We start from the raw sequence: 13160 nt of genomic DNA on the forward strand, positions 1-13160 counted from the left end.
TATAGCTCTGCATCATAAGGGGGGAACTCTTGCGGATTGTCGATAACACCACGACCCTTTTGGGCGATGACATGAAGCGAGAGCTAGCAGGGGCTTCGAAGTGCCGTATCGCGGCTGCGTGTTTTTCAATCTATGCCTTTGATGCCCTGAAAGCTGAGCTGGGCAGGCTGAAAGAATTCGAATTCATCTTTACCTCGCCGACCTTCGTCCCAAACGGCGCTGTCGATCGCATCAAGAAAGAACGACGCGAGTTCTTTATTCCACTGGCGCGTCCGGAAGGGGCTCTATCCGGCAGTGAATTCGAAATCCAGCTCCGCAACAAGATGACTCAGCGCGCCGTCGCGCGCGAGTGTGCCGAGTGGATCCGTAAAAGAGCGCGGTTCAAATCGAACGCGACCGCCGCGCCCATGCAGCAATTCGCCCATATTCAAAAGTCAGGAACCGAGACAGCCTACATGCCCCTTTCGGGCTTCACCGCTGTTGATCTTGGGTATCAGCGTGGAGATGCGGTATCCAGTTACACACAGGTAATGGATGAACCGCAGTTTGCGCAGACCTACCTGAACCTCTTCGATCAGATCTGGCACGATCAGGAGAAGCTTCGCGATGTGACGGCCGAGGTGCTGGAGCATATCGAGTCAGTTTATCAGGAAAATCCTGCCGAACGTGTGTACTTCCTGATCCTCTATAACCTGTTCAGTGATTTCCTGAGCGAGATCGACGAGGATGTTCTGCCCAAGGACAAAACGGGGTATCTAGAAAGCCTCGTCTGGCAGAAGCTCTTCAATTACCAGCGCGACGCTGCCGTTGGGGTGATCAACAAGCTTGAGACCTACAACGGCTGCATCCTTGCGGATTCAGTCGGCTTGGGGAAAACGTTCACAGCCTTGGCGGTGATCAAGTACTATGAGCTGCGCAATAAGGATGTGCTGGTTCTCTGTCCCAAAAAGCTGGCGGACAACTGGCGCAACTATAACGCCAATCTGACAACCAACATCTTTGCCAAGGATCGCTTCCGCTACGACGTGTTGTGCCACACCGACCTGTCGCGCACATCAGGCGAGTCGTTCGGCATGCGCCTGGACCGGGTGAACTGGGGAAACTACGATCTTGTGGTGATCGATGAGTCCCACAACTTCCGAAACAATGACGTCTACAAGGATCGCGAGACCCGGTATCAGCGCCTGATGAACAAAGTCATCAAGGCTGGGGTGAAAACCAAGGTCCTGATGCTCTCGGCCACCCCTGTAAACAATCGGTTCACCGATCTTCGCAACCAGCTGGCGCTTGCGTATGAGGGGCACTCCGACGCACTGAGCAAAAACCTCAAGACCAAGACGAGTGTAGAGGAAATCTTCCGCCGTGCGCAGACCGCGTTCAACGCATGGTCCAATCTACCGCCGGAAAAACGTACCCCGGCTGCGATCCTGAGATCATTGGATTTCGACTTCTTCGAGCTCCTCGATGCGGTTACCATCGCCCGTTCCCGCAAGCATATCGAGACCTTCTATGACACAGCCGATATCGGGAAATTCCCGGCTCGACTAAAGCCCCTGTCACACCATCTACCGATCACCCAGCGGCCAGATGTCATAGGCTTCAACGAGATCTTTTCGCGGCTCAGTGATCTGAAAATGGCCGTCTATGCGCCGGTCAATTATATCCAGCCCAGTCGGTTGAAGAAGTATGAAGATCTCTACGACACCAAGACCGAGGGCGGCAAAGGCACGCTGAAACAGGCGGACCGTGAGAAAAGCCTTCAGGCACTGATGACCACCAACCTGCTCAAGCGCTTGGAAAGCTCTGTCCATGCCTTCCGGATGACCCTTGGGGCCTTGTCCGGGAACATCGGTCGCACACTCGATGCGATTGCGCGGTTCGAAGCCTCGGGCGGGGCGGCGACGGTGGAAGATCTGGATATCGACCTCGAGGCCATCGCGGATGAGGACGAGGATTTCGCCGATTTCTCTGTCGGCAAGAAGATCAAGATTGACCTCGCCGACATGGACATCACGGCCTGGAAACAGGAGCTGTCCGTCGACAAGATCATCATCGACGGCCTGATAGGCGAGATGGAGCGCGTCACCCCTGGCGACGATGCGAAACTGCAGCATCTGATCGCGGAAATCGCGGGCAAGATGGCCAACCCCCTAAATCCCGGCAATCGCAAGGTGATCGTCTTCACTGCCTATGCGGACACTGCGAACTACCTCTTCGACCAACTCGCCCCGCATTTCGCAAAAACGCAGAACGTCCACACCGGTATCGTCACCGGCTCTGGTAACCCCAAGACTACGCTCAAGAAATTCTACGACTTCCAGTCCGTCCTTACACTCTTCTCCCCCCGCGCCAAGGAGAAGGACAAGATCATGCCGGATGATCCCGCCGTGCTGGACATCCTGATCGGGACCGACTGCATATCCGAAGGCCAGAACCTCCAGGACTGTGACTACCTGATCAACTACGACATCCACTGGAACCCCGTCCGCATCGTCCAGCGCTTTGGCCGGATCGACCGCATCGGCTCACCCAACTCCCAGATCCAGCTGTCCAACTACTGGCCCGACATCAGCCTTGATGAATACATCAACCTCAAGGAGCGGGTCGAAAACCGCATGCACATCGTCGATATGGCGGGCACCGGCGAGGATAACGTGCTGACCGCCAAGAGCAGCGACGTTGCCTATCGCAAGGATCAGCTTCAGCGCCTCCAGAACGAGGTGATCGAGCTCGAAGACGTCAAAACCGGCATTTCCATCACCGACCTTGGCCTCAACGATTTCCGGATGGACCTTCTCAACTACCTGAAAACCCACGAAGACCTGCCGCGCATGCCCCACGGCCTGCACACCGTCATCCCGTCCGATCCGGCACGCGGCCTGCACGCGGGTGTCATTTTTGCGCTGCGCAACATCCATGACGGCGTCAACATCAACCAGACGAACCGCCTGCACCCCTATTACCTGATCTATATCGGCCAGAAAGGCCAGATCATCGCCGACCAGACGCAGGTCAAGCGCCTCCTTGATCTGGTACGCACCGGGTGCAAGGGGGTCACGCAGCCAATCCGCGACCTTTGTGCCGCTTTCAACGCTGAGACGCAGGACGGGCGCAGGATGGACACCTATTCAACCCTGCTGAACGACGCCATCCGTTCGATGATCGAGGTGAAGGAGGAGCGTGACCTAGACAGCCTGTTCTCGGGCGGGCACACGACGGCGCTGACCCAGACCATCGCGGGGCTGCAGGATTTCGAGCTTATCGCCTTCATCGTGGTCCGCGACCCATGACGCTGTACCACTACCCGCCCCAGACGGCGCTCAAGCGCGTCATCCCGAAGACGCGCATCTATGACGGAGCTGGCGCCAGCACCGCCCTGCGCGAGCGGTTCACGCGCGAGGTCGACCAGATCCTTTGGGCGCACAAACTTGCCCCCGAAACCCTGAACCTGCCCGCCACCAAAGCCGTGCCGGAAATTCAGGTCATTCACCTGACGCCCAAGGGCGATAGCATCCATGACGATGTCCTTCGGGCGATCGACAGGGCCATTCCCTTTCCGCTGATCTTCGAGATCTACCACGGCGCGCAGGTCGAGCCAGCCGCCGCCTACAAACGCCCATCCGAGGCTGAGGCCGGCAAATGGGTGATCCACGATCCCCTGCGCGCGCCCCGTACCACCAGCCGCGCGCCCCTGCCTGTCGCGGTGAACATGAGGGCGCTTTACGACGGTATGCTGGCCCCCTTCATCCCCGTAACGGCTCAGGCGGGCGAGGATGTGGAAACGCGCCTTGCGCGCGCGGCCGCAATCAGGGCAAAAGAGAAAGAAATCAACGCCCTGCAAACCAAGATGCAGCGTGAGACACAGTTCAACATTAAACTGACCCTGCACGGCCAACTGGCCAAGGCACAGGCAGAATTCGAGTACTTGAAAAACGGGGGCGCGGGATGACCGACGACATCGAGAAACTGAAGATGCACAGCCCCGACCTGACGGCGCAGAACGTGGACCGCATCGCCGCCCTGTTCCCCGGTTGTGTGACCGAGGCCAAGGGGCCAGACGGCACGCTGCGCCGGATGATCGATTTCGACCTGCTACGGCAGGAACTGTCGGACAGCATCGTCGACGGTCCGCAAGAGCGGTATCATCTGGACTGGCCAGGCAAGCGGCAGGCGCTGATCACGGCCAATGCGCCTATTGCGAAGACCCTTCGGCCCGTGCGGGCGGAGTCGGTGGATTTCGACACCACCCGCAACCTGTTCATCGAAGGCGATAATCTTGAGGCACTGAAGCTGCTTCAAGAGACGTATTTGGGCAAGGTCAAGATGATCTATATCGACCCGCCCTATAATACGGGGAATGATTTTGTCTATGAGGACGACTTTGCCGAGAGTGCAGCGGAGTTTCTGGCCAAGTCAAATCAGGTAGATGAAGCGGGCAACCGGCTGGTGGCGAATAGCGAGTCGAATGGACGGTTTCACTCGGACTGGTTGTCGATGATGTATCCGAGGTTGAGATTTGCACGGAACCTTCTATCGGACGCTGGGTTTATTTTCATCTCAATTGACATTGTCGAGCTAGCTAATTTGGTCGCAGTTGGCCGCGAGGTATTTGGCGAAGACTCTCTGATTGGTGTTATTTCGAGACCAACAGGCACTCGCATGGGGTCGGGCAGTCGCGGGATTGCGAGAGAACTTGATTATATCGTCGTTTTTTCAAGGACAGCAAGTTCTGAATTGAACGGGCTGCCCATGTCTGATTCCGATCTATCGATATATGATCAAGAAGATGATAGGGGGCGGTATCTAACGCGCTCGTTGCGTCGCACCGGCGGTGAGAACAGGCGCGAAGATCGACCAAGTATGTTTTATCCTGTCGAAGCACCAGATGGAACTCTGGTTTATCCCATCGCGCCAGAGGGATATGAAAGCCGGTGGGTATGCGGCAAGGACACATATCAAAAACTGCTTTCTGATGGAATGATTGAATGGCGTCAGGTGAAGAAGTCTGATGGATTGCGCTGGCAGGTATACCAGAAGCACTACGTTTCAGAGGCAGGACGAGAGACTTCTGATTTGTGGGCGGGCATATCTGGAAACAAAATGGGGACCAAAGAGGTTAGCGGTCTATTTGATAGGGTAAAAGTGTTCGACCACCCAAAGCCGACCGAGGTGTTGTCTCGGGTAATTCAGTTATCTACCGATCCGATTTCCTCTGAAATAGTGATGGATTTCTTTGCTGGTTCTGGCTCCACAGCTCACGCCTTAATGCTGCAAAATGCAAAAGATGGCGGTAATAGAATTTTTATCTCGGTCCAACTTGATGAACATCTTTCTGAAGGCGCAGAAGGTAAGAAACTTGGCTTTTCCACCATCGCCGAAATCTCCAAAGAACGCATCCGCCGCGCGGGGGCAAAAATCCTCGAAGGGGAGTGTCACCCCGACTGGAACCGGGATGTGGGCTTTCGCGTGCTGAAAATCGACAGCTCGAACATGGCCGATGTATATTACACCCCTGACGCCACCACGCAGGCTGACCTGCTGTTGCGCGTGGACAACATCAAACAGGGCCGCACGGCCGAAGACCTGCTGTTCCAGGTGCTGCTCGACTGGGGCGTCGACCTGACGCTGCCCATCACGCGGGAGACGGTGGAGGGCAAGACCGTCTTCACCGTCGCAGGCACCGCCCTGATCGCCTGTTTCGACAACGGCGTGGACGAGGCGCTGGTCAAGACGCTCGCCACCCGCAAACCCCTGCGCGTGGTGTTCAAGGACACGGGCTTCAAGGACGATGCGACCAAGATCAACGTGAAGCAGATCTTCAAATCCCTCTCGCCCGACACCGAGGTCAAGGCGATCTGATGGACCCAGCCGCGTTGCGCCAGAAACTGACAGACCTGATCGCCACCTGGGAAAACGAGGTGGTCGAGTTCAAGGAGGCGTCTAATTCCTATCCCACGTCCGATATCGGGAAGTATTTCTCTGCCTTGTCCAACGAAGCCAACCTGAAGGGTGCTGATGCAGGGTGGCTTGTGTTCGGGGTGAGAAACAAAAGCAGGACAGTCGTAGGGTCGGATTATCGTGTCGCGCCGGAGCATCTACAAAGCTTGAAGCAGCAGATCGCCGAAGGGGCGGACCCCACGACGACGTTCCGAAATATCTACGAGATCACAGTGGACGGTCACCGCGTGGTGTTGATGGAAATCCCACCTGCCCCGCGTGGTATTCCGATTGCATGGCAAGGCCATTACTTCGCCCGCGCAGGTGAAAGTCTCTCTCCATTGGGACTGGCCAAGCAGGACGAAATTCGCGCGCAGACGCTGGATAGCGATTGGAGCGCACAGGTCGTGGACGGGGCCACGCTGGACGATCTGGACCCGCAGGCGGTAGAGCGCGCGCGTCGTGACTTTGCGCTGAAACATCAGAACAGGATCGACGCAGAGGAGGTTCGCGGCTGGCCAGTGGCGACCCTTCTGGATCGGGCCAAGGTCACTCAGCGTGGACAGGTGACGCGCACCGCGCTTCTGCTATTGGGTCGTGCGGAGAGCGCGTATCTGCTGTCTCCACACCCCGCCCAGATCACATGGAAGCTGGTCGGGCAGGAAACGGCCTATGAACATTTCGGGCCACCGTTCCTGCTGTCGACCTCGCAACTGTATCAACGCGTTCGCAACATCCAGCTGCGGCTGTTGCCCGATGACGAGCTGTTGCCGCATGAAGTGTCGAAATACGATCAGAAGGTGGTGCTGGAAGCGCTGCACAACTGCATCGCCCATCAGGACTACCGCCAGAACCAGCGGATCATCGTGACCGAGCGGCCGGATCGCTTGGTCTTCGAGAACGCGGGGCATTTCTACGAAGGTGCGCCCGAAGATTACGTGCGCGGCGACAAGACACCGAGGGGCTATCGGAACCCATATCTGGTGCAGGCCATGGTCGAGCTGAACATGATCGATCAGATGGGCTATGGCATCCAGCGCATGTATGAGATGCAGCGCAGGCGCTACCTCCCGATGCCGGACTACGAAGTGGCAGGGGATGCGGTCGTGATGACCTTGTATGGCGGGGTGGTCGATCCGGCCTACACCCGCGTGCTGATGGAGCATGGCGGTCTGAAGCTGGCAGATGTGCTGGCCCTCGACCGGGTGCAGAAGGGGCTCGAGGTACCGGACGAGGCTGTTCGAGCGCTGAAGCGCAAGGGACTGATCGAGGGGCGAAAGCCGCGGTATCGGGTGTCATCGACCGTCGCTGCCGCCTCGGGCAAGAAGGCGGCCTACATCAAGACCCGGGCCTTCGATGACCAGCACTATGCCGATATGCTGGTGCAGTATTTAAGAGAGTTCGGCACCGCCTCACGAAAGGACGTTGATGACCTGTTGTGGGACAAGCTGAGCGATGCCTTGGATGAAGCTCAGAAATCTAACAAAATCGGCAATCTTCTCAGCGGCTTGCGGCGGAAGGGTGTGATTTTTAACGCCGGTTCGAAGCCTGCCCCGGCCTGGAAGCTTAGCGAATGAAACGGGAACATCGTACGAAAGAAACTACGCAAGAAGCGCTCGATTTAGGAAAGCGACAGCCATGAAGATCAAGTTCAAGTCGCAGCCCTATCAGGCGCAGGCGGTCGATGCCGTGATTGATTGCTTCGACGGCCAACCCCGGCAAGATGCGCTGCGCTATACAATCGACCCCGGTGCGGGCGCGCAAACGCAGATGGAGATCGCAGGCTTCGGCAATGCGGAGCTGCTGCAAAGCCTGGATCTGCTTGGCAATATCCACAAGGTGCAACGCCGCGCTCTGCTACCGCTGTCCGAAAGCCTGACCTCCTATGTGGACGACAAGGGCAAAGCCAAGCCGCGCAGCTATAACCCCGGCGCACGGGTGAACTTGGACATCGAGATGGAGACCGGCACGGGCAAGACCTATGTCTACCTGCGTACCATGTTCGAGCTGCACAAGCGGTATGGCTGGTCGAAGTTCATCATCATGGTGCCTAGCGTCGCCATCCGCGAAGGCGTGGCCAAGTCGATCCAGATGACGGCCGAGCATTTCCAGGAAGAATACGGCAAGAAGCTGCGGGCGTTTGTGTATAACTCGGCCCTCCTGCATGAACTGGAAAGCTTTTCGTCTGATGCTGGCATCAATGTGATGGTGATCAACGTTCAGGCGTTTGCGGCGTCACAGAAGAAGAATGCCAGCGAAGCCGCCCGGCGCATTTACCGTGAGCTCGACGATTTCCAGTCACGCCGCCCGATTGACGTGATTGCCAAAAACCGCCCCATCCTGATTTTGGATGAACCCCAGAAGATGGAAGGACCGGAAACTCAGGCGGCGCTGCCAGAGTTCAACCCTCTGTTCATCCTGCGCTATTCAGCCACGCACAAGACCGTGCATAACAAGGTGCATCGCCTGGATGCGGTCGATGCGTTCAACCAGAAGCTGGTCAAGAAAATCCGCGTGCGGGGGGTGGAGACCAAAGGCCTAAGCGGGACGAACCCCTATCTCTTCTTGCACCGCGTCGATGTGACATCGGCCGCCCCCGTGGCCTTTGTCGACCTGGAGGTGAAGACGGACAGCGGGATCAAACGCATGACCCGCAAGCTGGAACAGGGACGCAACCTTTTCGATCTGTCCAAGGGCCTCGAGGTGTATCGCGGTTTCGTGGTGGCTAACATCGATGCCCGCGATGACACAGTGTATTTCACGAATGGCGACGTCCTGCGTGCAGGCGAGGCCTCGGGCGATGTGACCGAGAAGGATATCCGCCGGATACAGATCCGCGAGACGATTTCGGCGCATCTGGAGCGGGAGCAGGTGCTTTTCGCGCGTGGGGTCAAGGTGCTGTCGCTGTTCTTCATCGACGAGGTGGTGAAGTATCGCGATTACGATGCGCCCGATGAACAAGGCGAATATGCCCGGATGTTCGAAGAGGAATATGCACAGGCGGTCGAGGCGCTGCTGGGCGAGTTGCCGCTGGAGAACGCTGAATATCGAAAATACCTCGATGGGATCGAAGTGGGAAAAACCCATCGCGGCTACTTCTCGATCGACAAGAAGGGACGGATGACCGACCCCAAGGCTGCGGCACGGGGTGAGATGGCAGGCCAATCCACAGAGCCTAGCGACTACGATCTGATCCTGAAACACAAAGAGCTTCTGTTGTCGTTTGAGGAACCCACGCGGTTCATCTTTTCGCACTCCGCCCTGCGCGAAGGTTGGGACAACCCCAATGTCTTCGTGATGTGCATGCTCAAGCACAATGACAGCCAGAACACGATCTCCCGGCGCCAGGAGGTGGGGCGCGGGTTGCGCATCGCCGTAAACCGGAATGGCGAGCGGATGGACCACCCCGTGACGGTCCACGACATCAATGTCCTGACCGTGGTTGCGTCCGAGAGCTACAAGGGCTTTGTGGCTGCGCTCCAGAAAGAGATCGTCGAGAACCTTTCGGCCCGTCCAAGGCAGGCGGACGCCGAATACTTCGCCGGCAAGACCCTGAAGACAGGGGATCAAGAGCTGGTGCTGGACAAGGTTCTGGCCAAGAAGCTGGAACGCTTCCTGATAAAGAACGACTTTGTGGATGAGGATGGCCACATCACTGCGGCCTATCATGAGGCCCGCAAGGCCGATGCCATCGAGTCCCTGCCCGAAGAGCTGGAACCCCATCGTGAGGCCGTGTTGGCGCTGATCGACACGGTGTTCAACGGGCGCGCGGTCGAAGATATGTTCAGCGACGGGCGCAAACCGAAAAAGAACCCCCTGAACGACAATTTCCACCGGAAAGAGTTTCAGGAGCTCTGGCGCCGCATCAACCGCAAAGCCGTCTACCAGGTCGAATTTGAAAGCGCCGCATTGGTGCGAAGCTGCATCGACCGGCTAGAGCGTGACCTGAGGGTGACGCCACTGCAGTATCTGGTGACCGAAGGGGCGTTGGAAGACGCTGTAACGGATGACCGCCTGCGTGCGGGTGAGGCCTTCGTCCAAGGCAAGGTTCGGACCGAGACCGGCAAGAGCGCCCACTCTCGGGTGTCCTATGATGTCATCGGGGCGATTGCAGAAAACACAGACCTGACCCGCAAAACCGTGGGTGACATCCTGACCGGCATTCAGGCCGCCAAGTTTGGGGAGTTTGCAAAAAACCCTGAGCAGTTCATCGCCGATGCCTCGCACCTGATCCAAGAACAAAAGGCCATCGCGGTCATTGAACGGCTGACCTACGACGCCACGGAAGACAGATATGATGCCGAGCTGTTCACGGCTGGGGAGACGGGCAATGACTTCAAGAACGCGACCGACAAACTGAAGAGCCACGTCTACGACTATGCGATCGTCGACTCGAAGGTTGAGCGAGATTTCGTCCGTGATCTCGACACCAGCAGCGAAGTAGTGGTCTATTCCAAGCTACCCCGAGGGTTCCTCATCCCCACACCGGTCGGCGACTACAATCCGGACTGGGCTATTGCCTTTAGAGAAGGGGGAGTGAAGCACCTCTACTTTGTGGCTGAAACCAAATCTGATCAGCCGTCGATGAAGATGCGGGAATTGGAGCAGACCAAGATCAAGTGTGCACGAAAGTTCTTTGATGAAATCGGGCGCAGGATCAACGAGGACCGTGTGAAATATGGTGTCGTCACCAGCTATGCTGAACTGATGGCCTTGGTGAAGGAGGTGGCGTGAGACTGTTGAGGGCGGAAAACGGTCTGACAGAGGTGCAGCAGGGCTACCGCACAATAGTGTGACAGCGGTCACTCAACCAGGTTGCGGCCCGGCTTGACGTACGGTGCCTAGCAGAGCTGCAAGCCGCCTGGCAGCCGCAGCGCACCGACAAACAGGCATCCACGCAGCTTTACTTGAGCGCGCAGCCTATGCGATAGTCCACCCACATAAAAACACCTGTACTTCGGGAGAAAGCCATAGATGCATCTTCACTCGCTGGCTTTCAGGAATTTTCGTCGTCTGAAACACGCGAGAATAGAGTTTGCGGACGATCTCACCATCTTCGTCGGCGCGAATAACAGCGGAAAAACATCTGCAACTCATGCAATCGAGTTGTTCCTGTCTGGAGCGAAAGACAAATTCACTATCCACGATTTCTCCGCGGATTGCTGGGCGGCCTTCGAAGCGAATCCGGCTGAAGGTGACGACGCGCCACCCTTCGAACTTCCAGTCATCTCGCTCGATGTGTGGATAAGCGTCGATGCCGACAATCTATACCGCGTCGTGGAGCTCCTTCCCCGCGCGGCGTGGGAAGGGTCGCTCGTTGGGATTCGCATCGAGTTTTCTGCGAAAGACGCAAACCAGACTTTTACCAACTTCCGAGCCAAAGCCGAGGAGGCCGCAAAGTTTTCCAAGACGAAGGACAAAGACGGCCAGGACTATAAGCCTTGGCCTCGCAACATGCGGGACTTCCTCTCCCGCGAGCTGCGAAATGAGTTTGGGCTGCGCTACTTCATTCTGGAAGAGGCGCAGCTCAAGCCGGGCGCACCCGAGGAAGCCTTTGAAACGAAGGAGATGATCGCCGACACGGAGCGATCAGGCCACACCGTAATCAATTCGCTTATCAAAGTTGATTTCCTGAGCGCGCAACGTCACCTGAGCGACGGAAATTCGCAGGCCCGAACTGAAGACTTGTCCAAAAGGCTCAGCCGCTTTTACACTCGCAACCAGAGAAAGCGCGATGACGACCACAACGCCCTCATGGCGCTGGCGATATCCGAAGAGCAGCTGACGAAACATTTCGCTGGCGTCTTCAGCGACACGTTTAGCAGGCTGCTGAAGAAGTCGGCCCTTGGCCTGGTTCGAGGAACATGATTCACCCTTCGCAGGCTTTGGCGAGGGTGATGATGCGCGGGACGGACGAGGCGAGCGGGTCGCTGTTCAGCTATGTCGACTTGGAAGCGCGCATCCCCGCGCGGCATCCGCTGCGCAAGATCCGGCAGGTGGTGAACGACGCGCTTGCGAGCCTGGATGCCGAGTTCGAGGCGCTTTACACCGATTTCGGCCGGCCCTCGATCGCGCCGGAACGGCTGATCCGCGCGAGCCTGATCCAGATCCTGTTCTCGGTCCGCTCCGAGCGGCAGCTTATGGAACAGATGCAATACAACCTCTTGTTCCGCTGGTTCGTCGGCCTCGGGATCGACGATCCGGTCTGGGTCCCGACCGTCTTCACCAAGAACCGCGACCGGCTGCTGACGACCGACATGTCGCGCAAGGTGATGGCGGCGATCCTGGCCCACCGCGAGGTCGCGCCGCTGTTGTCGGACGATCACTTCTCGGTCGATGGCACGCTGGTCAAGGCCTGGGCCTCGATGAAGAGTTTCCAGCCCAAAGCCATCGGCACGCCGCCCGACGACGATCCGGGCGACCCGCCCGGACCCGACGCGACTGCTGAAGACCTGACCGAAGCAACCGAAGCCGAGACCGACCCGATGCCCCGCCCCACCCGCCAAAGCCGCAATACCGAGGTCGATTTCCGGGGCGAGAGGCGGTCCAACGCCACCCATGCCTCGACCACGGACCCCGATGCGCGGCTCTACAAGAAGTCCCCCGGCACCGGCGCCATGCTGTGCTTCATCGGCCACGCGCTGATGGAGAACCGCGCCGGTCTGATCGTGCAGGGCGACTTGACGCAGGCCGATGGTCATGCGGAACGGCGCGCGGCAATGGACATGATCCATCGCCATTCCCCCGGATCGACCCGGCAACTGACACTGGGCGCGGACAAGGGCTTCGACGCCGCCGGGTTCGTCGCCGATCTGCGCCAGGCCTGTGTCACGCCGCATGTCGCGCAGAAAATGCGATATTCAGCGATCGACGGCCGCACCACCCGACACGAGGGCTATGCCTTGTCGATCAGGAACCGCAAACGCATCGAGGAGGCCTTCGGCTGGGCCAAGACCGTCGGCGGCATGGCCCAGACCGTCTATCGCGGCCTCGAAAGGGTCCGCTCCCGCTTCATCCTGACCATGGCCGCCAACAATCTCGCCCGGCTACCTCGGCTGCTCGGAGCTTGACGACAGGGGGCCGCATCAGGCACCCACACTCATTGCCTCGACCAACCCGAAGCCGAACGCAGCCGACCACCCAGAAGGGAAACCGTTCCGCCTCGCCGACTTCTTCAGCAGCCTGTTAGGTCGTATGCCTCCGCGGAGGGCCGCCTGACGGGT

7 protein-coding genes are annotated in these 13160 nt (G+C 58.1%); all 7 read left to right on the forward strand.

What is annotated here, in order from left to right; genetic code table 11:
* Nucleotides 1-29 precede the first annotated feature (29 nt).
* On the forward strand, nucleotides 30-3290 hold the full coding sequence (locus CN97_RS18395) for a helicase-related protein (RefSeq protein WP_035714633.1): 3261 nt from the start codon (nucleotides 30-32) through the stop codon (nucleotides 3288-3290).
* Nucleotides 3287-3949, forward strand: a complete 663-nt coding sequence (locus CN97_RS18400; protein ID WP_035714637.1) for a DUF4391 domain-containing protein — start codon at nucleotides 3287-3289, stop codon at nucleotides 3947-3949. Before CN97_RS18395 ends, CN97_RS18400 begins: the two co-directional genes overlap by 4 nt.
* Nucleotides 3946-5859: a site-specific DNA-methyltransferase gene (locus CN97_RS18405; RefSeq protein ID WP_084684259.1), complete on the forward strand. Its 1914-nt coding sequence runs from the start codon at nucleotides 3946-3948 to the stop codon at nucleotides 5857-5859. Before CN97_RS18400 ends, CN97_RS18405 begins: the two co-directional genes overlap by 4 nt.
* Nucleotides 5859-7514, forward strand: coding sequence for an RNA-binding domain-containing protein (locus CN97_RS18410; RefSeq protein WP_035714640.1), 1656 nt, complete (start codon nucleotides 5859-5861; stop codon nucleotides 7512-7514). Before CN97_RS18405 ends, CN97_RS18410 begins: the two co-directional genes overlap by 1 nt.
* Before the next feature lie 61 nt (nucleotides 7515-7575).
* Nucleotides 7576-10671, forward strand: a complete 3096-nt coding sequence (locus CN97_RS18415) for a type III restriction-modification system endonuclease (RefSeq protein ID WP_035714643.1) — start codon at nucleotides 7576-7578, stop codon at nucleotides 10669-10671.
* A gap of 240 nt (nucleotides 10672-10911) precedes the next feature.
* A complete protein-coding gene (locus tag CN97_RS18420; RefSeq protein ID WP_084684260.1) occupies nucleotides 10912-11805 on the forward strand; it encodes an AAA family ATPase in 894 nt (297 codons plus the stop codon).
* A 32-nt stretch (nucleotides 11806-11837) separates the two neighbouring features.
* Entirely contained in the window at nucleotides 11838-13007 is a 1170-nt protein-coding gene (locus CN97_RS18425) for an IS5 family transposase (RefSeq protein ID WP_035714665.1), read from the forward strand.
* Nucleotides 13008-13160: the final 153 nt, after the last annotated feature.

Source organism: Haematobacter massiliensis, assembly GCF_000740795.1.
Taxonomy (GTDB): Bacteria; Pseudomonadota; Alphaproteobacteria; order Rhodobacterales; family Rhodobacteraceae; genus Haematobacter; species Haematobacter massiliensis.

Coding starts and splice junctions, on each gene's coding strand:
- CN97_RS18400 (WP_035714637.1), top strand. CDS start 3,287: ATGACGCTGTACCACTACCCGCCCCAGACGGCGCTCAAGCGCGTCATC.
- CN97_RS18405 (WP_084684259.1), top strand. CDS start 3,946: ATGACCGACGACATCGAGAAACTGAAGATGCACAGCCCCGACCTGACG.
- CN97_RS18410 (WP_035714640.1), top strand. CDS start 5,859: ATGGACCCAGCCGCGTTGCGCCAGAAACTGACAGACCTGATCGCCACC.
- CN97_RS18415 (WP_035714643.1), top strand. CDS start 7,576: ATGAAGATCAAGTTCAAGTCGCAGCCCTATCAGGCGCAGGCGGTCGAT.
- CN97_RS18420 (WP_084684260.1), top strand. CDS start 10,912: ATGCATCTTCACTCGCTGGCTTTCAGGAATTTTCGTCGTCTGAAACAC.
- CN97_RS18425 (WP_035714665.1), top strand. CDS start 11,838: ATGCGCGGGACGGACGAGGCGAGCGGGTCGCTGTTCAGCTATGTCGAC.